This is a genomic window from Bacillus sp. 007/AIA-02/001, assembly GCF_004634455.1.
In the GTDB taxonomy this organism is placed as follows: Bacteria; Bacillota; Bacilli; order Bacillales; family Bacillaceae_G; genus Bacillus_A; species Bacillus_A cereus.
The window spans coordinates 141,314-164,591 of record NZ_SEIY01000008.1 but is presented as its reverse complement, the minus strand read 5'-3'; the positions used below and the strand labels follow the sequence as shown (position 1 = coordinate 164,591).

The window sequence follows — 23,278 nt, the reverse complement described above, 5'->3', positions numbered from 1 at the left end:
GTACTTTAAATTTCTTCTTTATATCATTATTTTACTAACTCTTCTATGTTATTACTTTCCTTAATTTTTTCGGATGATAGCCAGAGTGAATAACTTGTTCCATCCTTGTTCCTTAAATATATGTTAAATTCCTTATTATATAGTTCTTCTTTAAGAATAGTGACTACCTTTCTCAAATCATCTATTACATATGGATCATTTCTATATTTTATCTCACTGTCATTGAAAACTAATGTCAATTCATACTCTAGACAATTGCCGTCTTTCGGGTGTGGACAAGTAATATCCTCAATTTCAAAACGATCATTTTGAATTTCATTTAACCTTACGCCTACTTTTGTTTCAGTTTGAACCAAATATGTCCAATAACCGCTTACTGTGTTTTTCATTGTTAAAAGCAGTTCTTCTTTCGTTATAGCTTTTTGCACATTTTGAAAAGGCAAGCCTATAGATTCACCATTATAATCCTCAATTTCAAGTGTTGTTATCTTTCTATTACTCTTCTGAATGAATTGGATTAGAGCATATAAACGATCTAATTCTTTTGATTCAAATTGACTGTAATCAATCTTGTCACTCGTTTTTAAAGTTAATAATAACTTATCCGTTGGTTTCTCCTCTATATCATCATCCACTATATATTGAAAAACATTTTTATTTTCAGGTTCCACGTAACCTAATTTTTTAATTTCTTCTAGCATTGGTTTAAATTTCTTATATTCCTCATATGTTTTTTTTCCGTATTGATATTCATCACCTTTTATTCTTGAATATAAGAAGCCATCTACCTCTACTCTAAATTGAATATTTTTGTTATTTTTTGCTTGAACAGTATGATATGTATGCCCCATATTCCCTTCGTTTATAGCACCCCAATGTGTTACAATCACATCAATTCCGTGCTTTTTTTTCACATATTTTTTCACCTGATCGTCATCTTTATAATTACACCCACTTAAACATAAGAAACATAACAATAGTAACATTACATTTTTCATTCTTTTCATATAGCACCTTGCCCTCTTTTCGCATAAACAAAATATTCCATATATATAGAATACTAAATCGCTGAATGTTTTCAAAGAATTAAAATATTTTTACACTCGGTATATATATCTATTTCTTTTATTAATGGCTCTAATAAGTTTTAATATTGATAATCGAATATAATAAAAAGAAACCTAAATTTAAGGTTTCCCATTTTTACCAACAATTTAAATTTTAATAGATATTTTTTAGCCAAGTAATAATTCGTAGTACCTGAAACGACTCAAACCAAGTAATGAAAAACAGGACAACAAAGAAAGAGATAAGTGATATGAATTTTAATCTTCCATCTTCACGTCTAGCAATCGCTATAATACTCAGAACCAATCCAATTAAAAAAGAAATATACCCTAATAGGATAATAGGCTCAGAATAGCTATCTATTATCCTATTTAATCCAAATAATAACATTCCAAAAGTCATCAAGGTTATTGAAAATACACTAAATTTTTTCATAATTCAACCTCCAATATAATTTTACTATTTTATGGAGAGAATAATTTTTTTATGCGTATGAATGAACAATTACACTATAAAAGTAGATAACTCAATTTATTTTTTCATTAAACAACTGCCTTCTTTTATACCCTCAAAGGATTTTCACTCAATTAACCCGAATATATAAATAACAATTCTCACAAGGAGTAACTTTATATGAATCTATTCGAGCACGAAACGTAAAACCGTTCCCCTTTCATAAGAGGTCCTCCTTTTTTCTTTTCTCACCATATCATTTACTTACAAAATAGGAGGATACAATTATGAAACGTGATCCATTATTTGTAACTTTATTAGAAAGTGCAAATACACATTTTAGCGGCTGGGATTTTTCTTTCATTTCAGAAACAGGTCGAATGAAGAGCGAGCCTTTATCGTGGTCATACGGCAGTACTGCTTTTCAGCTTATGCAACGTGCAGAATCAATGCTCGATATGGGTACTGGCGGCGGAGAGTTTTTATCTATGTTACAACCGTTCCCGTCAACTATATTCGCTACTGAGGGCTACGCTCCAAATGTGCCAATTGCTCGAAAGAAATTAGAGCCTTTAGGGGTTACCGTTGTAGAAGTGACCGATGATACCGCTTTGCCATTTCAAGATGGTCAATTTAATTTAATTATAAATCAACATGAATCGTATGCTGCTTCTGAGGTAAACAGAATTCTTTCTCCAAGTGGCGTTTTTCTTACACAACAAGTTGGCGGTCTTGATTGCGCGGAACTTAATGAGCAGTTTGGCTCACCACTAAATAGCGAATTTGCAAGTTGGTCTCTCGAAACCGCATGCAGTGAGTTAAAGCAAAATGGATTTACTATCTTAGATGCAAAAGAGGAATTCCCTTTCCAACGCTTTTATGACATTGGCGCTATCGTCTATTATTTAAAAGCGATTCCGTGGCAAATTCCTGATTTTACTGTTGAAAGGTATTGTGAGGAATTATATCGTATACATGAAATCATCTTACAAAAAGGTTATTTTGATGTGAAGCAACATCGTTTTATGATTAAGGCGATTTGTAGCTAACAAAAAGAGGTGGCAAAGCCACCTCTTTTTTGCTCCGTTTACATATGTTCTCTACTCTTTCATAATAAGAAAAGTTATATCATGCATATTACAATTATGACCAATGAATTGTATTTCTGAAACATATAATCACCTCGCATATATGATGAGAGCAAAAACGTGATTTTTCACTTTCCTCTTCTATTGAGAAATGAGTTGTTTTTCATATCGCTTGTTCGCATCATCTTCTGTCAAACATGCAGTTGTGTAATGAATAATATTCCGGTTATCATACGTAAACATATGTTCTAACTTATTTTCTTCTGTTAATACTGTCGGTAAGTATTTTGGTAAATTGCTAACTACTCCTCTATTATCACCATCTAATATCCAATCAATTTCTTTCCATTCTAATAGACCTTCAGCCGTACGTAATGGTGTATTCATTTGCATTCCATCTGGCAAATCAGCAACGAACACATACATTCCTTCACTAGCCTGGGGCTCATCTTTACCTTTAAAACCAACAGTCCCTTTATACGTTACACTTGAAAGTTCTATGCCCGTTTCCTCAAATGTTTCTCTAATTATTCCTTCGTATGGCGTTTCATTATCTTCTATTTTTCCTCCAACACCATTCCACATCCCCATATTCGGCTTTTTATTTCTATTTAATAGCAGTATTTTATCGCTTTTTCTAATAAAGCAAATTGTGTATTTGTACATACGATCATTTCCTTTCATTTTCCACATGAGTTATTTGGCTTATTTTCAAGTATCGACGAGTCTAAACATAAATTTTTCATATCATTTAATCCAAAAGGTTTTTTAAAGAAAATAAAGTGAAACTTTAATAAGTGGGGTTTTGCTCCTCTCCCACTTATTCTATCATTTTCATTTTTGAAAAAGGATAATATACAAATTCCACCTTGCCAATTATGTTATCTTCTTCAATATATCCTAAGCCATTTCGACTATCTCTACTTACTTCGCGGTTATCTCCCATTACAAATAACTTATTTGGCGGAATTTTTGTCTTTTGAAAGTTATAAAACACTTGTGTGTTGTTAAATAAATCTTTGTTTGTATATGGTTCTTCTTGCTTTTTATCGTTCACATATACCTTTCCGTTCGTTATGTTAATTACATCACCAGGAAGCCCTATTACACGTTTCACATAATATTTCGATTCATCCGCTTCCTTTATAATGACAATTTCTCCGTGTTGTAAATTAGAAAGACGTACTACTGCTTTATTTACAAATACGTAGTCTTCTTCATATAAAGTCGGCTGCATCGATTCCCCTTCCACCTTACATAAAGTAAAAGAATGGTAGCCTATGACTATCACCAATATAAATAGTATGTACTTTCCCCAGCCTCTCTTAATCTCCTTTTTCATATCCATTCCCACCTTATAAAGCGCTTTTTAACTCAAAAAATATATCACTGCACAATATATTTCCATGCAGTGATACTATTTTTACTGTGCCTTGTTCGGTTGTTCTACTGGAATTGAATTTGCATTTGATCTATTTGTTTTTAACTCAAAATACGCATCCAAAATTTCTTTACCAATCGCAGAATTAATTCCTGATTTATCATCATTCACCCATGGTACAACAACTGAAAAAGCTACTTCCGGATCAGCATCATATGGTGCATAACCGACAAGAGTTAAATTATAACATTTTTTTCGGTTGTTGTTCTCATCTCTTCCAATATCACTTTCTCCACCATATACTGTCTCAGCTGTTCCTGTTTTTCCCGCTGGTTTATATGGTAGACCTTTAAACGTTCCGGTACCTGTTCCGTCAGCTTCTTGAAAAACTCTTCTAAATCCTTCTTTTACATGATTAATGTACGAAGTGTCCATATCCACTCTATTTAATACAACTGGTTCAATCGACCGAACGACTTTTCCTACATCCTCTGGTCTATTCGGTTGCTCTCTAACTTCTTGTACAATTTGTGGCTTCATTCGGTAACCGCCATTTGCAATGGTTGAAATATATTGTGCAAGCTGAAGCGGCGTATATGTATCATACTGTCCAATCGCGTAATCAAGTAAAAATCCGGGTATGTTATCAGTTCTACCTACTTGACCAATTGATTCATTTGGCAGGTCAATACCAGTCGACACACCTAGGCCAAATTGTCTAAAATAGTAGCGCATTTTATTAAATGTTTCTTGTTTAATATCTAATGGATTGTTTGGGACATAATTAATACCTGCCATTTTTAAAGCCGTATTAAACATATAAACGTTCGATGACACTTGCAAAGCTCTTAAATCATCAATATCCCCAAATTCTTTCCACGATTTCTTCGGCTTAGAACTTCCTTTAAAATACATTGGTGCATCAAAGAAATGTGTATACGGCTTAATCGCTTCTGTTTGATATCCAGTTAATAAAGTAGCACCTTTTACAGTTGACCCTAACTCATAAGAACTTGTCATCGTTCCTAATGCATAATCTTCTATTTGCATACCGCCATCTTTATTTACAATTTTCTTTCCTGCCATTGATAAAATTTGACCGTTTTTCGGATTCATCATTACTACGAACGCACGATCCATCATCGGCTCTGCAGCATGAAAGGCTCGTAAATTCTTTTCAAGGCTTCCCTCTACTCTTTTCTGTAAATCCATATCGACTGTTAACATCAAGTTATTTCCACTTTTTCCTTCAGTCACTTTTTCTGTTCGAACAATCTTCCCTGCTTTATCCATAATATTTTTAGACTGTTCTTTCGTTCCATGTAGTGCATCTTCGTATTGTTTTTCAATGTAACTTTTACCAATACGGTCGTTTCGATTATAATCACGAACTAAATAATAATCTAATTGTTCTCTTGGCAACCCTTCATTTTCATTAGAAACGCTACCTAGTATAGAGCGCAGTATTTTATCATTTGGGTATTCACGTTCCCAATCTACTGTCGTATCTACCCCCGGTAAACTTGCCAACCTTTCACTAACGACAGCATATTCATTTTTACTTACATCTTTTTTAACGATTTGCGGCGTCATTTTATATCCCGCATTCATTTTGCTTTTAATGGCTAGTACTTCTAGGTCTTCTTTTGAAAGTTCACTTAATTCTTCTTGTGTAATTCTTTCCCGGCGCAGTTCTTCTACTTTTTTATCTAACTCTTTTCCTTCTATTTCTTGCTTTCTAAATTTACTCTCATCTTCTTTCGTTACTTTCGCCGCTGCCCGCTTTTCATTTAACTGCATCCAAAAATCCTTTTTATCTGTTTCTGTTAACTTGTCTATGTCCTCTTGCGACATTTCAATTAGTTTGGCTAAATCTCTTGCTACTTGTAAAACTTCTTTCGAGTCTACTCCTCTCATTTTCGTATATGTAACGGTTCGCAATGGTTTATTATTTACAATAACGTGACCTTGCCGATCAAACATTTTCCCTCTAGGAACGGGAGTGCTTACCGTTACATCTTCCTTTTTATTTACTTCATTTCTATACGTTTCTCCATCAATGATTTGTACTTTACCTAATTGAATTATAATAGCTGAAAATAAAAGAAAGACAATAAAAAATAGTACATTTAACCGAAATGGAATATGAGTCTTTTTCTTTTTCGATAGTTTTTTCTGTTCCTTTTTCTGTCTCATTTCGCTCCCTCGCTTCATTCTATTAACATTTCTACGCAAAGTCATTATGTATCAAATTTATTTATATGATATATATAGAATTTTATATTAATTATAAAAGAAATAAAAGATTTAATTTTCAGTTTTCTATTTTTATATCCTATTTATTACCATTCCCTGAATGCAAAATAACATGAATATTATTCTAAAAGAAAAATGGGGCAAATTGATTTTTATACCATTAGTTTACATTTCTTTGTATACTAAAGAAATATATTCATAAAAGACATTACTTAAGGAGCGAACGAAAATGACAGATTCATTTACAATACATACTAATGCGTCCCATTGTTTAAACTTTATGATTTACATTCAAAATATGTATCTCAACCAAAAAGAGAAAAAAGGAAATTTACGTTTTCCTTACATAGCAAAAACATTACATTTCTCAAGTGACTTTGAAACAAATTTCAAAGAATTATGGCATTCACTTCGCAAACAAATTGCTAACAACCGATATGATTTACAAATTTTTCATGAAGAAAACCATATCTTCTATGAGAAGCTTTTTAACACCCAATTATGTAATGAAGACTCTTTTAAAGAATTAGTATGTAGTTTTCAAGTATGGTGGACTAGCATAGTAGGTCAACTTTCATTAGAACGTTCTGTAGATGAATATGGGCAACAACTTTTTAACGATTTAGTTTTATACTTAAAGCAAAACGAAATAGAACCTTTACAACAGCTACATATTAGCTTACTTTATGACGATTGTTTATTGGTTAAAGAAAACATTTCTTCCTATTCTGCTATTTTGCCGACTAAAACCTTTTTTATAAATTATAGAGATGTGGTTACTACATTATCGACCTGTTTTCATGTTGCTTAATACAGCGATTACCCAAATAAAAAACTGAGGTAGATACCTCAGTTTTTTCGTTAACTTATTTCATTGAAGATAACCCTTCAACAAACTCACCAATCTTATTTTGAAAAACAAAGTCAAAGTTATATTCTTGTCCTGTTAACTCTTCATTTACTAAAATAGTTGTTGCCCCTACTTCTCTCTTTGCGATTTCCGGGAATGAAGCGACAGGTTGTACTTTTAATGACGTTCCCATAACGAGAAGTACATCTGTTTCATATAAACGTTTCATCGCATTTTGATATTGAGGCAGTGTATCTCCGTATAAAACAACGTCTGGATTTAAAATGAAATTACACTTCTCACAGCGCGGCACTTCATGATCAATCATATACTGTAAATCATATCCCGCTTTACACTTCGGACAATGTGCTGTTTGAAGTGTTCCATGTAAATCAATGACATGTTTACTGCCACCTAATTGATGTAAACCGTCAATATTTTGCGTTAAAATCGTAATATCTTTCCCTTGTTCTTCTAGCTCAGCTAAAAAACGATGTCCACGATTTGGTTTATATTGATGGAACGTATTAATTTGAAAGATTTCTTTATAATGCTTCCAAAATTCTTTCGGACTTCGGTTATAGTACCCTCTTGATAAATACATCTCCACATTCGCATCAGCATACAATCCATTTGCTGAACGGAAATCTGGGATACCACTTTCCGTACTTGCACCAGCGCCTGTTAATACTGTAATTTTCTTCGCTTTTTCTAAAATTAAACGTACTTCTTCAAATTGTTGCACAAAAATCACCTCTATGTATTTTCCTATTCTTATTATACCAGTTGTTTACAGGAGGTGTTGTACAATTCATTTTACTTAATGCGTTGCGCCCCCAATCTCTACAATATCTACTTCAACTGTCATCGTTACTTCAATTGCCAATTCTATTCCCTTACTAATAGTAGAAAGTGACATACTCGGTTGCCCTGGATAGTTACTCGCTTGTTCTGGTAAAAACGGAATATGAATGAATCCGCCTTTTATTTTCTTATCATGTTTCTCTAGTTCATGCATAAGTCCATAGAATAAGTGATTACAAACGAATGTGCCTGCCGTCTGTGAAACAGATGACGGTATGCCCTCTTCGCGAAGTTTTTTTACGATTGCTTTCATCGGAAGTGTAGACCAATACGCAATCGCTCCTTCTTCTACAACCGGTACATCTACTGGCTGATTACCTTCATTGTCAGCAATTCTTGCATCATCAATATTAATTGCGACACGTTCTATCGTAATATCTGGTCTGCCCCCAGCTTGTCCGATACATATAGTAATTTCCGGCGCTAGTTCTTCTATATACTCTTTTAATACGCTTATTGATTTATGAAATACAGTTGGTATTTGTTTGCTTATTATCTTGTATTCCCCAATTGTTTTTTCATGCAAACCTTTTGCTACTTCCCAAGCTGGATTGATATTTTCTCCGCCAAACGGATCAAACCCTGTTAATAATACTGTTTTCATAGTTTTATCCTCCTAATTAAAAACGATATACAAGGCCGTACATAATAAACATATTTATGATAAAAATTGAAAGAGCAATTGGTACTTGCGCTTTAATAACCGCATTTTTATCCTTTAGCTCTAAAAGCATCGCAGGTACGATATTAAAGTTTGCTGCCATTGGCGTAAGCAGTGTTCCGCAATATCCAGCAAACATACCGAGTGCTGCCATAATTGCTGGGTTTCCGCCGTGCATTTGAACTATTAAAGGTAAGCCAATTCCGCCAGTAATAACAGCAAACGCTGCGAATGCATTTCCCATTACGACTGTAAATAGCATCATGCCTAAACAGTACGCCATAACAGCAACGAACGGATACTCTGTCGGTAATACTTGACCGACTAAATCAGAAACGACTTGTCCAACGCCAGATTTCGCGAAAATACCGCCAAGTGCTGCTAACATTTGTGGTAAAATGACAGCCCAGCCGACAGCTTGTAATAGTCTGCTTCCTTCTTGAACAGGCGTTGTTATTTTTGATTTTGTAATACGCATCGCCGCGACGAATGCGAGTAATGCACCAAGCGCTAATGCAACTAATGTTACTTTATCTGGATCAACAAGAGAGACATTTCCCCATTTAATTTTCCCTAACGTCAACGTACCGATAATTGTAAAAATAGGAATTAATAGTGCAGGCATAAAAATTTTATTTTTTAATTTCTCAGCATGTTTTACACGTTCTTGTACTGGAACTTCTTTTTCCTCTGATTTTGTCACTTTATTTAGCGAGGCTAAAACGACCATAGCGAGCACGATACAGCCAACGTAAAACGAAGGAATTACATTTCCAAATAAAAATGTAACTGCAAACAATGCCCAAAATAAACTAGAACCGAATCTGTTTGGATGTTCACGATCGAATGCGATACGAACAGCGATAAAAGCAACAATTATCCCTAATACATAATAGATTGTATCCATTGTGATGATGTTCATATTAGATTGCCTCCTTCTCTTCTTTTCCTTCTGCCTTCATTGTTTTCTCTATATATTTATCAAACCTTCTAAATCTAATCCAGCTTACAATAAGTGCAGATATTGCTGTCGGAATGCCCCAAAGTGCCATATCCCATACACCGACATGCATACCTACTGAATCGAAGAATCCTTTCATTAATAAAATAGCACCAGTTGCGATGAAAATATCTTCTCCGAAAAACCAAGCTGTATTTTCCGCAGCAGCTGCGTTTGCTTTAATCTTTTCTCTTAATTTTTCAGGAAGTTTACCGTATTTACCTTGCGCAGCCCCTTCTGCCATCGGTGCAACGAGCGGCCTTACTGTTTGCGCATGCCCACCAATATTAAGCCCTAGTGCTGCTGATGATTCTCTTATCGTAAAATATGACATTAATACTCTTCCAGTTGTTGCTCCTTTTGATTTCGTTATAAGTGCTTCGGCTCTTTCTTTTAAACCGTAACGTTCTAAAATTCCGATTACCGGTAAAGTTAATATAATTGGCATAGACATATATCTATTTTCTATGAAAAATTTACCGAACATGCTGATCACATCATAAAAACTTAATCCTGAAACCATACCAGTAACAATACCTGCAACCATAACTACTAAAAGTGTATTTAATCTAAATAAAAAGCCCACTGCCACTAATAATATCCCGATTAATTTCACCAATTCCAACACTTCCCCTCATTTTTTATTTCGGTGCACATATAGAAATACCATTATGCCCGAATGTTCTGTATATTCTTTCTGCAAATTGCACTGCTTTTTCCCCATCACCGTGTAAACAAATCGTTTGCGCCTGAACTGCTACTTTCTCTCCATTGATCGAATTTACATGGCCTTCTTTCACCATTTGAAGTACTTGCTTTATCGCTTCGTCTTCATCTTTTATAAGCGCATTTTCTTCTGTACGGCTCGTTAATGTACCATCTTGCTTATACGTACGATCCGCAAAAGCCTCTTGTACGAGAGTTACATTGTATTTTTCTGCAGCCTGTATAAACGCCTCGCTATTTGCTAATCCGTAAAGTAATAGACTTGGATTTATATGATAAATTGCCTTTGCGATTGCATCTGCAATTTCCGGATTAGACGCCGCCATATTATATAAGGCACCGTGCGGCTTTACATGATGCATCTTCCCGCCAGCCACTTTTACAAACCCGTCTAATGCGCCGATTTGATATAAAACATAATCGTATACTTCACTTGCTGAAACATTCATGTTTCTTCTACCAAATCCAATTAAATCAGGAAATCCAGGATGCGCCCCTATTGCTACGTTATGCTCCAAAGCTTTTTCAACAGTTTGACGCATAATAGACGGATCACCCGCATGAAAACCGCAAGCAACGTTTATAGAGGAAACGAACGGAAGAATTTCATCATCATTCCCCATTTTATAAGCTCCAAAACTTTCTCCTAAATCACAGTTTAAATCGATTGTAGTCACAATGTATTCCTCCTAATTCCAGCTTCGTAAAGCGATGAATTTCTTTAACAGATTCATATTTACTTCCTGTTCTATGTACAATTGTTCCGCTTCTTCAAGCGTAATTTTCTCAAAAGAAACATAGTCCCCCGGCTTTAGCTGGGCAAGAAGAGGTAAATCTACTGAAATGATATTTCCCATTCTCGGATAGCCACCTGTCGTTTGCCTATCTGCCATTAATATAATCGGCTGTCCGCCATTAGGAACTTGAATGGTTCCAAATGTAACAGGACTCGATAAAATCTCTTTTTCTTCAATCCTATTTAAAACTTCTCCCTCAACCCTATAGCCCATACGGTCAGCATAATTAGATACCTTATACTCTTTCGTAAAAAATGCCTTTCTACTTTCTTCTGTAAATTGATCGTATTCAAAGTCAGCTATGACACGAAGCTTAGGATGTTTCTTATACTTTGGTAGTACGCTGTTGCTAATTACCCATTTCGTTTTTATTCGCTCATCTTTTTGTAAGTCTTGAATGAAACGATTCGCCATTTCTGAGTACGTACCAATTTGAAAACAATCTCCTTTTTTCAGCATTCTTCCTTCTATACCACCAATCGCAGCACGTATGTACGTACTTTTGCTTCCCATTGTACCCTCAATATGTATACCACCCGCAAAAGTCACATACGCTCTACAACCATTTTTCACTTTTCCAAAACAAAGCATACTACCTTCTTCCGCTAAAATGGGACGCCATAATGGGATACGTTCTCCATTTAACAACGGTTCCATATCAACCCCACCAATTGCGAGTAAAGTCGTTTTCTTTATTAACAATTTAGGACCTAAAATCGTCATTTCTAATCCTGCTTCATTCTCTTCATTACCGACTAACATATTGATGAGCCTAAGCGCATTTTTATCCATAGCACCCCCAACAGGTACACCAAACTGTTGATAATAAGATCGCCCTAAATCTTGGACTGTTGTAAACATTCCTGCATGCAAAACTTCTACATCCATTCTTTAGCCCCCTCAAGCGATACGTACTCTTCCTTCGTTATCGGGATAAATCGTAAATACATACCACTTTGAATATATGTTGGTATTTCTTCTTTCGGATTAAATAGAGTAATAGGTGTTCGGCCGATAATATTCCATCCACCTGGTGTTTCAAGCGGATAAATACCTGTTTGATTTCCCCCAATACCTACTGAACCAGGAGAGATTTGTAATCGTGGTGTTTCTTTTCTAGGTGTTTCTAATTCTTTTGATAGTCCTCCTAAATACGGGAACCCTGGTGTAAAACCAAGCATATATACAAAATATGTAGTTTCACTATGTATTCGAATCACATCTTCTACTTGTAAACCGTGATAATGCGCGACCTCTTCTAAATCAGGTCCATATTCTCCCCCGTAGCACACTGGTATAGAAATATGTTTCACATCCTGTTTTACTTCTTCTTTATAAGAATCACACAGCTCCTTTATATACTGGCGAACGTAATCATATGACCTTTCACTTCTCTCATTTCTCTTCCATACTTCGTATACATTGTAGTAAACAGCTAATGAAGTAAACGACGGAACACACTCAATCATTCCTGCAAACGGATGTTGCTGCAGTGCTTTAAATAACCGCTGTACTTTCTCATATATACCCATCTTAATTTCTTCACCAAATGTAACAATAATTGCTTGATCCCCTAACGCAGAAAATTTCATCCTACTCCCTCTTTCTATGCCAAAAAGCCGAGTTCTTTCGAAATGCGATGCGCTGTTTCTTTCACCTTCGCAATAAAATATGAAATGTTACTTTCGCTGTACTCAATTGCTAATCCTGAAATACTAATGCCTGCTACAACCGTTCCATCGCTCGCGAAAATGGGTGCTGCTATCGCGGCTGTATGATTTTCTAACTCAGAATAACTAATTGTGTAGCCTTCCTTTTTTGCCATTTGCAACACTTCTAACAATTGTTCCTTATCCACGATTGTTCCATCTGCAAACTGTTTTAAATCCACTTCCTCTATGTATCTCCGTTTCTCTTCCTCAGAGAAATACGATAGTAAAATTCTTGGACATGCACCAGCATAAAGCGGTGCTCTTCTTCCAACCGCCGTATACACGCGTACCGGCTGAACACCCTCCATCTTTTCAACGTAAATTGCGTCATTATCATCTTGAATTATTAAATTAACTGCCTGTCCTAAACTATCTCTAAGTTCTTTCATATAAGGAATTGCTATATTTCTTACTGATAATCGTTGTGAAACAAGTTGACCGAACCGTAAAAATACGACCCCTAAACGATATTTCCCCTTTTCGTTTTTTTGTAAAAACGCCATCTCTTCTAACGAGCCAATTAAACGATAAACAGATGTTTTCGGCATATTTGTAAGCCGAACCATCTCAGTTAAACTTAGCTCTTCATGCTCATAAAACAACTCTAAAATATCCATTGTCTTAACTGCCGTTTTATTTATACTCATTCTATCTCCCTTTCGTTCCAAATTACGGAACTTAAATTCCATTTTTCGAAACAAATATATAATTTAAAATTATAAAATATTCTTTCAATTCAATCAATAGATTTTAAGCAAATAAAAAAGCATGGAAGAATATCTCTCCCATACTTCACTACACTTTATAACGCTCTTACTTGTTTCAACGGCCAGAAAACAGCTTGTCCTTTTCCAACAATTTCATCTTCTGAAATAAAGCCAAACATGCGACCATCCTTAGAAACTTCACGATTATCCCCTAAAACAAATACTTGGCCTTCTGGCACTTTCGTTTTCCCTGTGATTTGTTCTAACGTAAAGTCTGGAGTTAATACACGGCCTACTGCTTTTTCTTTAAACTGTTTTAAATATGGTTCTTCCATCGCTTTTCCGTTTACATATAAAACATCATTTTTATACTCAACTGTATCGCCTGGCAAACCAATTACTCGTTTTACTAAATCGTAACCTTCTTTTCCGTGGAAGACGATAATATCAAAGCGATCTAATCCACTTATACTATAACCAATCTTATTCACGAGAACTCGTTCGTTATTTTCTAAAGTGGGCATCATCGATTCACCTTGCACTAAAGAAGGTGTAAATAAAACACCGCGAATAATAGCAATTAATACAAGGGTAAACCCTATCGTTTTAGCCCATGAGAATAATTCTTTCTTCGTATTTTCCTTCATCGTTTCTCCTCTTTCTTAAGCACTTATTTTATTATTTCAACTAATTCTTGTACTAAATTAGGATCTATTTCAGAAAAACATGATTTTCCTTCTCTTACCGCTGTACCGACGTGAGCTTGCGAAATCCCAGTTTCATCTAGCAATCGCTTTATATTTTCTTTCGTCACGCCAGCTCCAGCTACAAGCTGAATTTGACCATCGCTTACCTTTTGCATTTCTGTAAGCACCGGAATATTCTCTACTATATTTCCTTGTCCACCTGAAGTTAAAACGTGAGTCACTTTATGAAACTTCTTTAAAGTTCTCATCGCTTCTACTGGATTTTCTATATCATCTATCGCACGGTGGTACGTTACATTTATTCCACCTACAACAGATAGTAAGTCCGCTAATTTCTCTTCATCCACTTCATTTCGTTCATTTAATACGCCTAATACTACACCAGCTGCTCCTAACTTCTGTGCAACTATAATATCTTCTTTCATCATTTCAATTTCTTCTTCCGTATATGTAAAAGACTTCGCATGCGGACGAATCATAACATGAATTGGTATACTTACCGCTTCTACCGCTTTTTTTATAAAAGCATAACTCGGTGTTAAACCACCTTCTGTATAAGATGAAATTAATTCAATCCGCTTCCCGCCAGCGCTTTCAATTCGTTTTACATCTTCTAAACATGTTGCAATAACCTCTAGCATGAGATGACCTCTTTTCGTGCTTTTTTCTTATTATAACATTAGTAAAAATAAGAAGCCTAGCTTTCTCCTTTAAAACTTAAAAAAGAAGAATGAAAAGAAAGATTTTTTTATTGGCAACAATTATTGGTAACATCCTATTATTCATGTACACTCCTACCATAATGAAAAAACCCGTCATTTTGACGGACTTTTCTAATTTCAAGCTTTTCTTTCCTCAGTTTTCATATCAATGCCTAATTGATCTTCCAATAACTTTACACCTTTCTTTGTAAGATGGACAGCCCGATTCTTATTCGTTTTTGTAATCCATTCCTGTTCAAAAAATAGTTTTGCTATTGCAGATCCTAACCAACCGGCAATATGGTAGCGTCGTTCACTCCAATCAAGGCAAGGTTTTGCAAATACCCTCCTTTTTGTATCTGCCTCATCAACATTTATTCCAAAATTCAGAAACCATTGCTTACCTTGTTCCGTTACAATGTATTCTCCATCCTCTAAAATTATAAATTGCCTATCTAGTAATTTTTCAGTTATCTCTACACCGAGTTTGCCTGCAAGATGATCATAACAAGTTCGAGCATAACGAATTTGTTTTAGTTGGCTTGATTGTTTTAAAGAGCGAACTTGAACTGTTGGTGCAATTGTCCCTAACTTTTCAAGCACTTCTGCAACTTCTTGATTAGCAAGTCGATAGTAACGATGTCTACCATGTTGTTCAACTGTAAGTAAATTCCCTTCTACTAATTTAGAAAGATGCGAACTAATTGTTGGATGTGACACTTTTGCCATATAAGCCAATTCACTAGCAGGTAGTGCCTGATTATTCATTAGACAATCTAATATGATTGCTCTTGTAGGTTCAGCAATTAGTTTAGCTATATATGAGATATTCGGATATACATTCATATTTCGATGATACCCTAACTATTAAATTGATACAATTATTTTAAGTTTAATAGTAAAGGAGAATGTATTATGAATGCAATTGATCTTAGTATATTAAATTTGAAAGAAACGAGAAGGCGCTCAGAAAAATTATGGAATTCTCTTCCTAATAATTTTCTTAATTGGAAGCCTGATCCTGAGGCTATGTCTTTTGGTGAGATGATTCGTCATGTATGGAGTTCAACTTTTTACTACCATATGATTATAAAAAACAACGGTTCAATAAACGACATACGTATCCCGTATGATGACGAGCCGATTACTTGTGTAAAAAAAGAAATTGAATTGGCACAATCATACTTTACTGACTTCATAGAATATGTTCAATCGATAAGCATAGCCGAGCTAGATTCAAGACTTATTGATAGAAGCGATGTTGGCTATCAACGATATTTAGGCGATATGCTATTACGAATTGCCTATCATGATGCGGTCCATGCAGGTCAATTTTTACAATATTTACGAACGGTAAACTTAGAAAGACCATTAATTTGGGATTAAATACGAAAAATGTTTATACAGCCTCCAAACTGGCATTACAATAAGAATTTTTCAACAAGAAACAATCACAAAACCATGATAATCATTTATATTAAAAACCTACATCTCAACTAAGTACTTCATACACATAAAAAGCACGGGTTTGATTACTAATCAAACCCGTGCTTTCAAAACAACTATAATATCCATAAACAATAAAATGTAAGCTTTAAAAACTACGACCGAAACGCCGCATCCGCCAGCATAGACAATGTTGCATCATCCATCGGTGGATTATGCAGTCCTGCTCTGACGTTTAAATAGTAACGATGGAGCGGATTTTTTTCTGATAAACTTTTTGCTCCTACGATGCGCATCGATTTATCCACTATAGATATCGCCGCATTTGTTACAGCATATTTCACGGCTGCTAATTCTACTTGCAGTGATAGTTTATCTTCTGCCTCATCGTACTTTTTCGCAATTTGATATAAAAAGACGCGAGCTTGCATAAGCTCGAGTTCTAATTCTCCAACTAATCTTCTAACATTCGGCAATAAACTAATAGAATGGTTTAAACTGTTTGGCTTGTATGATTCCGCAAATTGAACTGCATAATTTCTTGCTGATTGTGCAATTCCTAAATAACATGCTGGTATATGTAGCAACCAGCCAACACCCTTTTGTTTTACTTTCCCGCCTTTTATATCTGTAAAAAAGCGACTTTCTATCTCTACATTTTGTAAGACAAGGTCGTGGCTAGCAGTCCCTCGCATTGCAACGCTATCCCACGTTTCTTCAATAGATACACCGAGTGTATTTCTTGGAATAACAAACTCACCAACTTCTTCTTGGCCTTCCATACTTGCTGAAATAATAAAATAATCAAGTACTGGTGCCATCGTTGTAAAAGTTTTTCTTCCATTTATAACCCACTTCTCGCCTTGTTGAACCGCTATTGTTTCTGGTTTGCCACCACGCGTCGGACTCCCTGTTTTCGGTTCTGTTGCTGCCCTGTTAAAGAGCGCACCATTACGTACTTCTTCGCAAAACCATTTGAACATCTCATCATTCCAAGAGCGATTTTCCGCTAGCTCTTTCACAATGCCAAGATGCCAGCCAATCGATAATGCAGTAGCTCCGCAGCCTTCCGCGATTTTCTCTTGAAATAAAACAAAGTCATATAAAGAAATCGCACTACCACCAAATTCCTTCGGTAACGTTAATTTCGTATATCCGATATCTTTCAAATCATTTATATTTTCATACGGAAATGATCCTAATTCACTTAGCTGATGCTCCCTTTCCATGAACTTCGGAATCAATTTATTTATTTGTGCAATAATGAAAGATTGTTCTTCTGTTTCAACAAATGAGAGTGCCATACTATAATCTCCTTTATGTTCGATTCATCAACCGCTCACTTTTTCATTATGATTATATGAAGCTACCTCTCTATTGTTTCACTATTCCGATAAAAATACAATGTTTTTGACTAATAAGAAAAGTTCCTATTTAAGAATAGGTTCTTTTCTTATGTTAATCTCCCTTCAATGCCTTTAATGGCAAAGAGGTTACATATCCAATATACGAGAATAATTCTTTAAAGAAGAATGGAATTTCTGTGTCTAACGTTTTATATGCTGATGTCGGCGTTGGTGAAGCATACGCTTCAATATTAATATGTTTTGCAATTCTCATTGCGCGTTTCATATGAAGTGGATCACTTACAATCGTGTATGTGCGTATTCCGTTCTCTATTCCAACTTGCTTCGCATTTTTTAAATTTTCTTCAGTGAAAAGGGATTTAGTTTCAATTAAAATATCTTCCTCTTTTACACCTTGTTTCATTGCATATACTCTTGCAGTACGTGCTTCCTCAAGTTCTGCCTCGAACTTTGTACCACCTGTAAAAATAATCTTTTTAATATTTCCGTTCTTATATAAAGAAATCGCATGATTAATTCTTTCTTTAAATACAGGAGATGGTTTTCCGTTCCACGAAGCTGCTCCTAGTACGATACCAGCATCCGTTTTCACGTCATCATTTGCTTTAAAACGATAACTCCAAATATCGTAAGCTGCATAACTTACATATAAAATAGCAGAACAAATCATTAGTAAAAATACTTGAAAGATTCGTCTTTTCTTACTCTTCTTATTTTCTTTCATTTGTAATTGCCTCCGTACATCATCCATACTTCTATAAAAAACATTTATATCAAATCGTTTTGTTTGAGTTTATTTAAAAGAAGGAACTTTACTTGTTATTTATGTATAAAAGGGTTTTCATTTAAAATTGAGGATTATCAATTCATTTTCATTTGCGGTTTTCATTACATTTTTTAAATTCATAAGTTTATTACCATACAACTACATTGTAACGAATTTTTTCTCAGAAGGGAACGATGAAACAAAAGGAATTAAAATAAAGTAGCATTTTGTAAGAAAAAAGGTATATTTTTCATGTCTCACGAACAATATACCTTTCAAAACACGAATTATAACTTTTCTTTATATAACTCTAATTTTTCTAACAATTGTTCTTTTACGCCTGGCCATTCACTCGAGATAATACTGTACACCACCGCATCTCTCACATAACCATTCGGTAATTTTCTTTCATTTCTAAGCACACCTTCTTTTACTGCGCCTAATCTTTCAATTGCTCGTTGTGCTTTTTCATTTCTTGCATCCGTCTTAATTTGCACTCTCAGCATATGCAGTTTTTCAAAAGCATACTGGAGAAGCATATACTTACACTCTGTATTTATACTCGTACGTTGTACACTCGGATGATACCACGTTTGCCCTAACTCAACTGTCTTATCTTCTACTGAAATATTATATAAACGTGTACTTCCTACAATCTTATTCGACTGTTGATCTACGGTTACGAAAGGTATTTGATTACCTCTTCCGTAGCCCTTTATCGCTTTTTGAACGTATTGTTGCATATCTTGCACACTATCCATTTTAGAGATTAAATACGCCCAAATATCCCGATTTCCTTCTACAATCGAAAACAAAGTTTCGACATCAGTATTATCCATTAACCGCAACTTTGCTCTTTCGTGAATAATTTCCATTTTTAAGCCCCCTTTGCTGTTACTATATCATAAGAATCAAAAACGTATTATAAGAATAAAAAAATATAACGAAAAGAATTCTTTTCAAATATATTCTTCTCGTATAAGGTAGGAAGACCCATCAGTAACCCTTAAAAAAATAATTTTTTGATAATTTCCAATAAATTCTATATAATGATAAACGGGAGGGGATAAAAATGCTAGATCAAATTACTTGGGGAACGCCAGGCAGCTTATTATGCTTAGGGTTCTTTTTTGCGGGACTAGGAATCTTCTTAAGAAGCGTTACGTCGTATACGAAAAATAAATAAGAATATCCCGCTTTTAAACAAAAAAAGCCCTCTTTTTACAGACGGCTTCTTTTGTTTAACTTTATCTTATTAAAACTTCAAAGCAATAAATAAGCAATCGGCGTAATAATAAGTAACGTTAAAATCGTTCTCTGCACATATAAAATAATAAGTTCAGATACTTTTAATGGAATATCTGTTGATAATATACAAGGAATGGAAGCGGAGAAAAACAAAATAGATGATACGGAAACAACTGCAATAACAAACTTTGTCACAAGTGGTGCACTTACTACTAATAATGACGGTAAAAACATTTCTGCAATGCCAACTGATGCGGCTTTAGCAGCTAAGTCTGCTTCTGGTAATTGTAATAGCCATGTAAATGGATAGAAAATATAACTGATCCAATTAAATATTGGCGTAAACTTCGCTAAGACGATACCAATTAATCCTACTGACATAATGGATGGTAAAATTCCCATCGTCATAATAAATCCGTCTTTTAAATTTAATGCAATATTTTTCATAATGCTCGGTGCAGACTTTGATACTTCTAACGCATCTTCCCAAGCACGTCCTAACATTTTCTCTTTATAAACAGGCTCTGGGAACCCTTCTTCTGTTACATATGTATCTGGTTTTCTACTGAGGGGCGGGATTCTTACGGTGATAGCAGTCACGATGAATGTTACAACAAGTGTAGTCCAAAAATAAACATTCCATAAATGCATAATATCTAATGTTTTTGCGATGATGATCATAAATGTAGCGGATACTGTAGAAAATCCTGTAGCGATAATCGCCGCTTCTTTTGTCGTATACTTTCCTTCTTTATACACGCGATTCGTAATAAGGAGAGCAAGCGAATAACTTCCAACGAAGGACGCAACTGCGTCGATTGCCGATCTCCCTGGCGTATTCCATAATGGCCTCATAATCGGCCGACAAAATGTACCGATAAATTCAAGCAATCCATATCCGACTAATAACGCTAAAAACGCCGAGCCAATTGGAACGAGCAAACTTACTGATATGACTAGCTTCTCATACAAAAACGGTCCAACATCTGGCACAAAGAACCAAGCTGGTCCTACTTTTAAACAATATAATATGCCAAATACAACGCCAACTACTTTTAAAATAGAAAAACAAATGTCTACGATAGATGCATTCCATTTCTTCGTATAAAATGGATAAATCGCACCAATCGCCATAACGAACAATGCATAATAAGGTACTACGCCTGGAACCGAAGCCCTAATCCACGATACGATATGATCAATCATAATAGACGATGCACCGTTTATCGTAACAGGAACGAAAAACATAAACACTCCAACGAGACTAGCAAGTATAAACCGAAGAATAATCCCCTTCTCTCGCCCTGTCTTAATTACATTACTCTTTAATTCAATTTCACTCAAAATTCGACACCTCCTATTATCTAAATATTCTGTATAATAATGTTAGATTCCTTCTTTCCATTTCTAATATTTCATCATATAAAAAAAAGCCTATTTTAAAATAGGCTTTTTCTACTACCTCTCATAATCATCCACAATTACTTGAATCACACGATGCGATTCTTCTGCCACTATGTTATTACTAGTCTTATTCGCATCATATGTAATTAACGCCTTCCAAAGTGCCCATCCTCTCGCTCTATTCCACGTTTCTTCATCTATGCGCAATACTTCTTTAAATACGTTTCTGCTATTCTTATCAAAAAAAGTCCATGCCATCGCTGCATCACAAGCCGGATCCCCTACTCCTAAAATACCAAAATCAATTACGGCACAAAGCTTTCCCTCTTTAACGAGTAAATTCCCCGGTGCTACATCTCCATGAATCCAAACTGGCTTACGGTCCCATGTTGAACTAAGTGCTACATTCCAAAGGTGCTTTAATAATGCCTCGTCAAAAACATCCTTATTATTTTCAATAGCAACTCTCGCCTCTTCATCATATACAGATATAAGTCCGCCTCGGTAAAAATTATGTGTTCCAGCTAAAGGTCCGTTACTCGCATTGATAGATTGCAATTCTACTAAAAAAGATCCTAAGTCCGCCGCAAATTCATTTAAATCCCGAACGTTTTGTTTCGTAACTGTTTCTCCCTCTATCCACTTATTAATAGACCAAGGCAATGGATACGCTTCAGACGGATTTCCTTTCGCAAGTGGGGTAGAAATCGGTAAAGAAAGCCCCTTACTTAATATAGGAAGCCAACTATTTTCTTTCTCTACTTGCGGTGCATATGCCGCATCACTTGGCAATCTTACACTCATCTCATACCCTAAGTGAAACGTCCTATTATCATGCCCACTAAACTTTACAGGTTTCACTTCTAAATGGGCCCATTCGGGAAACTGTTCCTGTATTAACTTTTCAACTAAACTTACGTTAATTGGATGCATTCACATTCTCCTTTTCTTTTGAAACTTACTAAGCCCATCCGTACTTCCAACATATTCAAAACCATCTTTCTTATAAAAATCATTTAACGTACGATTATGCCCCACGCAATCTAACTTCAAATACTCTTTGTCATGTTGCACATTCTCTTCTATCCACTGTAAAATCCATTCTCCAATTCCGTTCCCCTTATACCTCCGTTTCACCGCAAATCTATGAATATATAATGAATTAGAAACTTCCTCTTTACCAAAAATATGTTCATCCCATTCATTTTGTTTAGGAGAAACTGTAACCGTACCAACTATTTCATCTTCTTTCAGAACAACATATGTATATTTCTCTCTTATACATTCTAGTATTTCAGCCGTAGCTTCCTCTCCTAAAAGATACTGCCACTGATCCACTTCTTTATATTGTAGCCATTGTGCTACCTCTTTTAATAAAAGGATAATACTATCACTTTCATTTTCAGTAGCAATTCGAATTGCATATTCTTTACGTATATTGCTCTCCATATTGCCTTTCCCCTTTCAAATTGCTACCATACTGACAAACGAGTCCTTCCATCATTTTCATCTGTAATATATTCTACATAAAATCCTTGATTCACTGCGTTTTCATACATCATTTCAATCTCTTCTTGGTTTTTCGCATAAATTTGCATATACTCACCATCCGCTACTAATACGACTACTTCACACTTACTCTCCTTAAATTCTTCAAATGTTGCAATTTCTCCTAGTACCTCTCCTTTTAGACATGCTTTTAGATCTAAAAATAAAAGATAATATATGTTATCTTTTATTAGCTTTTTTAATTCTGATCCTTCCATGATCTCGTTATCTTCTGAAAATAATTCTGGACCTAATTCATTCCCTATTATTATATAAGCTTCCTCCCTTCCCATGACTTGCCAATCAAATACAGTAATATCAATTGACTTTAATACTTTCCAAAGTAAATTATCATATCCATCTAGAATATCTACTGTAATCCCTCTTTTCATATGCTTGCTCCTAACTTATTCATTTTCATACATTATATATGAAATGTAATTACTATATTTTGTCGATACATATGTACATCATAAAAAACCGCTCCACTACTAGCGAAACGGTTTCCTTTTGCTTACATTTAAATAT

The 23,278-nt window shown here is 35.0% G+C and carries 26 protein-coding genes and 1 pseudogene; 4 read left to right on the top strand and 23 right to left on the bottom strand.

Going from position 1 to position 23,278, the window contains the following annotated elements:
- Positions 1–26 precede the first annotated feature (26 nt).
- Positions 27–1,007, bottom strand: a complete 981-nt coding sequence (locus ES895_RS17405) for a hypothetical protein (RefSeq protein ID WP_000827147.1) — start codon at positions 1,005–1,007, stop codon at positions 27–29.
- A gap of 214 nt (positions 1,008–1,221) precedes the next feature.
- Complete coding sequence (locus ES895_RS17400; protein ID WP_000714728.1) at positions 1,222–1,503, bottom strand: hypothetical protein; 282 nt, start codon at positions 1,501–1,503, stop codon at positions 1,222–1,224.
- Positions 1,504–1,808: 305 nt separating this feature from the next.
- Between ES895_RS17400 and ES895_RS17395 the strand changes: the two genes are divergently transcribed.
- Positions 1,809–2,570, top strand: a complete 762-nt coding sequence (locus ES895_RS17395) for a class I SAM-dependent methyltransferase (protein WP_097813999.1) — start codon at positions 1,809–1,811, stop codon at positions 2,568–2,570.
- Positions 2,571–2,750: 180 nt separating this feature from the next.
- Here the strand turns inward: ES895_RS17395 and ES895_RS17390 are convergent, their stop codons facing one another.
- Positions 2,751–3,275 carry an NUDIX hydrolase gene (locus tag ES895_RS17390; protein ID WP_000280182.1) on the bottom strand — a complete coding sequence of 175 codons (525 nt, stop codon included), beginning with the start codon at positions 3,273–3,275 and terminating at the stop codon, positions 2,751–2,753.
- A 51-nt stretch (positions 3,276–3,326) separates the two neighbouring features.
- Between ES895_RS17390 and ES895_RS17385 the strand changes: the two are divergent.
- Positions 3,327–3,395, top strand: a pseudogene (locus ES895_RS17385) (cephalosporin hydroxylase); the annotation flags it as partial.
- 34 nt (positions 3,396–3,429) lie between these two features.
- Here the strand turns inward: ES895_RS17385 and lepB (ES895_RS17380) are convergent.
- Together lepB (ES895_RS17380) and ES895_RS17375 are read right to left on the bottom strand one after the other, a co-directional pair.
- On the bottom strand, positions 3,430–3,951 hold the full coding sequence (gene lepB, locus ES895_RS17380; RefSeq protein WP_033667999.1) for a signal peptidase I: 522 nt from the start codon (positions 3,949–3,951) through the stop codon (positions 3,430–3,432).
- 81 nt (positions 3,952–4,032) lie between these two features.
- The gene (locus ES895_RS17375) at positions 4,033–6,186 is read right to left on the bottom strand and encodes a peptidoglycan D,D-transpeptidase FtsI family protein (RefSeq protein WP_001249179.1); all 2,154 of its coding nucleotides are present in this window, start codon (positions 6,184–6,186) and stop codon (positions 4,033–4,035) included.
- Positions 6,187–6,475: 289 nt separating this feature from the next.
- On the opposite strand from ES895_RS17375, the gene ES895_RS17370 reads away from it, so the two are divergent.
- A complete protein-coding gene (locus ES895_RS17370) occupies positions 6,476–7,057 on the top strand; it encodes a hypothetical protein (RefSeq protein ID WP_000132284.1) in 582 nt (193 codons plus the stop codon).
- 55 nt (positions 7,058–7,112) lie between these two features.
- Here the strand turns inward: ES895_RS17370 and ES895_RS17365 are convergent, their stop codons facing one another.
- From ES895_RS17365 to ES895_RS17315, 11 genes are all read right to left on the bottom strand, one after another.
- Positions 7,113–7,841, bottom strand: a complete 729-nt coding sequence (locus tag ES895_RS17365) for an NAD-dependent protein deacylase (protein ID WP_001183779.1) — start codon at positions 7,839–7,841, stop codon at positions 7,113–7,115.
- 75 nt (positions 7,842–7,916) lie between these two features.
- Positions 7,917–8,564 carry a pyroglutamyl-peptidase I gene (pcp, locus tag ES895_RS17360; protein WP_000859706.1) on the bottom strand — a complete coding sequence of 216 codons (648 nt, stop codon included), beginning with the start codon at positions 8,562–8,564 and terminating at the stop codon, positions 7,917–7,919.
- 16 nt (positions 8,565–8,580) lie between these two features.
- Positions 8,581–9,543 (bottom strand): DUF979 domain-containing protein, encoded by a 963-nt coding sequence (locus tag ES895_RS17355; RefSeq protein WP_001021658.1) that lies wholly within the window; start codon positions 9,541–9,543, stop codon positions 8,581–8,583.
- Between the two features lies 1 nt (position 9,544).
- Positions 9,545–10,240: a DUF969 domain-containing protein gene (locus tag ES895_RS17350; protein ID WP_000239809.1), complete on the bottom strand. Its 696-nt coding sequence runs from the start codon at positions 10,238–10,240 to the stop codon at positions 9,545–9,547.
- 22 nt (positions 10,241–10,262) lie between these two features.
- Positions 10,263–11,024: a 5-oxoprolinase subunit PxpA gene (gene pxpA / locus ES895_RS17345; protein ID WP_000207311.1), complete on the bottom strand. Its 762-nt coding sequence runs from the start codon at positions 11,022–11,024 to the stop codon at positions 10,263–10,265.
- Between the two features lie 12 nt (positions 11,025–11,036).
- Positions 11,037–12,032: a 5-oxoprolinase subunit C family protein gene (locus tag ES895_RS17340; RefSeq protein ID WP_135238519.1), complete on the bottom strand. Its 996-nt coding sequence runs from the start codon at positions 12,030–12,032 to the stop codon at positions 11,037–11,039.
- A complete protein-coding gene (gene pxpB, locus ES895_RS17335) occupies positions 12,023–12,736 on the bottom strand; it encodes a 5-oxoprolinase subunit PxpB (RefSeq protein WP_000672276.1) in 714 nt (237 codons plus the stop codon). The genes ES895_RS17340 and pxpB overlap by 10 nt, the downstream gene beginning before the upstream one ends.
- A 14-nt stretch (positions 12,737–12,750) precedes the next feature.
- Positions 12,751–13,503 (bottom strand): IclR family transcriptional regulator, encoded by a 753-nt coding sequence (locus tag ES895_RS17330; RefSeq protein ID WP_000026390.1) that lies wholly within the window; start codon positions 13,501–13,503, stop codon positions 12,751–12,753.
- A gap of 155 nt (positions 13,504–13,658) precedes the next feature.
- A complete protein-coding gene (gene lepB, locus ES895_RS17325; RefSeq protein ID WP_000662490.1) occupies positions 13,659–14,210 on the bottom strand; it encodes a signal peptidase I in 552 nt (183 codons plus the stop codon).
- A 23-nt stretch (positions 14,211–14,233) separates the two neighbouring features.
- Positions 14,234–14,911: a copper homeostasis protein CutC gene (locus tag ES895_RS17320; RefSeq protein ID WP_097842512.1), complete on the bottom strand. Its 678-nt coding sequence runs from the start codon at positions 14,909–14,911 to the stop codon at positions 14,234–14,236.
- A gap of 198 nt (positions 14,912–15,109) precedes the next feature.
- Positions 15,110–15,817, bottom strand: coding sequence for an ArsR/SmtB family transcription factor (locus tag ES895_RS17315; protein ID WP_098364421.1), 708 nt, complete (start codon positions 15,815–15,817; stop codon positions 15,110–15,112).
- A 69-nt stretch (positions 15,818–15,886) separates the two neighbouring features.
- Between ES895_RS17315 and ES895_RS17310 the strand changes: the two genes are divergently transcribed.
- Complete coding sequence (locus ES895_RS17310) at positions 15,887–16,357, top strand: DinB family protein (RefSeq protein WP_000991284.1); 471 nt, start codon at positions 15,887–15,889, stop codon at positions 16,355–16,357.
- 215 nt (positions 16,358–16,572) lie between these two features.
- Here ES895_RS17310 and ES895_RS17305 read toward each other — a convergent pair whose 3' ends face one another.
- From ES895_RS17305 to ES895_RS17275, 7 genes are all read right to left on the bottom strand, one after another.
- The gene (locus tag ES895_RS17305; protein WP_030026310.1) at positions 16,573–17,721 is read right to left on the bottom strand and encodes an acyl-CoA dehydrogenase family protein; all 1,149 of its coding nucleotides are present in this window, start codon (positions 17,719–17,721) and stop codon (positions 16,573–16,575) included.
- 154 nt (positions 17,722–17,875) lie between these two features.
- Positions 17,876–18,508: a YdcF family protein gene (locus ES895_RS17300; RefSeq protein WP_000662216.1), complete on the bottom strand. Its 633-nt coding sequence runs from the start codon at positions 18,506–18,508 to the stop codon at positions 17,876–17,878.
- 329 nt (positions 18,509–18,837) lie between these two features.
- Positions 18,838–19,425, bottom strand: a complete 588-nt coding sequence (locus ES895_RS17295; protein ID WP_000402584.1) for a GNAT family N-acetyltransferase — start codon at positions 19,423–19,425, stop codon at positions 18,838–18,840.
- A gap of 388 nt (positions 19,426–19,813) precedes the next feature.
- Positions 19,814–21,142, bottom strand: coding sequence for a YjiH family protein (locus tag ES895_RS17290; RefSeq protein ID WP_135238518.1), 1,329 nt, complete (start codon positions 21,140–21,142; stop codon positions 19,814–19,816).
- A gap of 114 nt (positions 21,143–21,256) precedes the next feature.
- A complete protein-coding gene (locus ES895_RS17285; protein WP_098208478.1) occupies positions 21,257–22,135 on the bottom strand; it encodes an aminoglycoside phosphotransferase family protein in 879 nt (292 codons plus the stop codon).
- Positions 22,136–22,651, bottom strand: a complete 516-nt coding sequence (locus ES895_RS17280) for a GNAT family N-acetyltransferase (RefSeq protein ID WP_098208479.1) — start codon at positions 22,649–22,651, stop codon at positions 22,136–22,138.
- 23 nt (positions 22,652–22,674) lie between these two features.
- A complete protein-coding gene (locus ES895_RS17275) occupies positions 22,675–23,142 on the bottom strand; it encodes a DUF2691 family protein (RefSeq protein WP_000820204.1) in 468 nt (155 codons plus the stop codon).
- Positions 23,143–23,278 lie beyond the last annotated feature (136 nt).

What these genes read in the sequence shown, in the direction of transcription:
- ES895_RS17390 (WP_000280182.1), bottom strand. Translation starts at nt 3,275, where the DNA reads ATGTACAAATACACAATTTGCTTTATTAGAAAAAGCGATAAAATACTG.
- ES895_RS17370 (WP_000132284.1), top strand. Translation starts at nt 6,476, where the DNA reads ATGACAGATTCATTTACAATACATACTAATGCGTCCCATTGTTTAAAC.
- ES895_RS17285 (WP_098208478.1), bottom strand. Translation starts at nt 22,135, where the DNA reads ATGCATCCAATTAACGTAAGTTTAGTTGAAAAGTTAATACAGGAACAG.
- ES895_RS17315 (WP_098364421.1), bottom strand. Translation starts at nt 15,817, where the DNA reads ATGAATGTATATCCGAATATCTCATATATAGCTAAACTAATTGCTGAA.
- lepB (WP_000662490.1), bottom strand. Translation starts at nt 14,210, where the DNA reads ATGAAGGAAAATACGAAGAAAGAATTATTCTCATGGGCTAAAACGATA.
- ES895_RS17340 (WP_135238519.1), bottom strand. Translation starts at nt 12,032, where the DNA reads ATGGATGTAGAAGTTTTGCATGCAGGAATGTTTACAACAGTCCAAGAT.
- ES895_RS17295 (WP_000402584.1), bottom strand. Translation starts at nt 19,425, where the DNA reads ATGGAAATTATTCACGAAAGAGCAAAGTTGCGGTTAATGGATAATACT.
- ES895_RS17400 (WP_000714728.1), bottom strand. Translation starts at nt 1,503, where the DNA reads ATGAAAAAATTTAGTGTATTTTCAATAACCTTGATGACTTTTGGAATG.
- ES895_RS17395 (WP_097813999.1), top strand. Translation starts at nt 1,809, where the DNA reads ATGAAACGTGATCCATTATTTGTAACTTTATTAGAAAGTGCAAATACA.
- ES895_RS17305 (WP_030026310.1), bottom strand. Translation starts at nt 17,721, where the DNA reads ATGGCACTCTCATTTGTTGAAACAGAAGAACAATCTTTCATTATTGCA.
- ES895_RS17275 (WP_000820204.1), bottom strand. Translation starts at nt 23,142, where the DNA reads ATGAAAAGAGGGATTACAGTAGATATTCTAGATGGATATGATAATTTA.
- ES895_RS17330 (WP_000026390.1), bottom strand. Translation starts at nt 13,503, where the DNA reads ATGAGTATAAATAAAACGGCAGTTAAGACAATGGATATTTTAGAGTTG.
- ES895_RS17310 (WP_000991284.1), top strand. Translation starts at nt 15,887, where the DNA reads ATGAATGCAATTGATCTTAGTATATTAAATTTGAAAGAAACGAGAAGG.
- ES895_RS17300 (WP_000662216.1), bottom strand. Translation starts at nt 18,508, where the DNA reads ATGAAAGAAAATAAGAAGAGTAAGAAAAGACGAATCTTTCAAGTATTT.
- lepB (WP_033667999.1), bottom strand. Translation starts at nt 3,951, where the DNA reads ATGAAAAAGGAGATTAAGAGAGGCTGGGGAAAGTACATACTATTTATA.
- ES895_RS17355 (WP_001021658.1), bottom strand. Translation starts at nt 9,543, where the DNA reads ATGAACATCATCACAATGGATACAATCTATTATGTATTAGGGATAATT.
- pxpB (WP_000672276.1), bottom strand. Translation starts at nt 12,736, where the DNA reads ATGAAATTTTCTGCGTTAGGGGATCAAGCAATTATTGTTACATTTGGT.
- ES895_RS17405 (WP_000827147.1), bottom strand. Translation starts at nt 1,007, where the DNA reads ATGAAAAGAATGAAAAATGTAATGTTACTATTGTTATGTTTCTTATGT.
- ES895_RS17320 (WP_097842512.1), bottom strand. Translation starts at nt 14,911, where the DNA reads ATGCTAGAGGTTATTGCAACATGTTTAGAAGATGTAAAACGAATTGAA.
- ES895_RS17280 (WP_098208479.1), bottom strand. Translation starts at nt 22,651, where the DNA reads ATGGAGAGCAATATACGTAAAGAATATGCAATTCGAATTGCTACTGAA.
- ES895_RS17375 (WP_001249179.1), bottom strand. Translation starts at nt 6,186, where the DNA reads ATGAGACAGAAAAAGGAACAGAAAAAACTATCGAAAAAGAAAAAGACT.
- pcp (WP_000859706.1), bottom strand. Translation starts at nt 8,564, where the DNA reads ATGAAAACAGTATTATTAACAGGGTTTGATCCGTTTGGCGGAGAAAAT.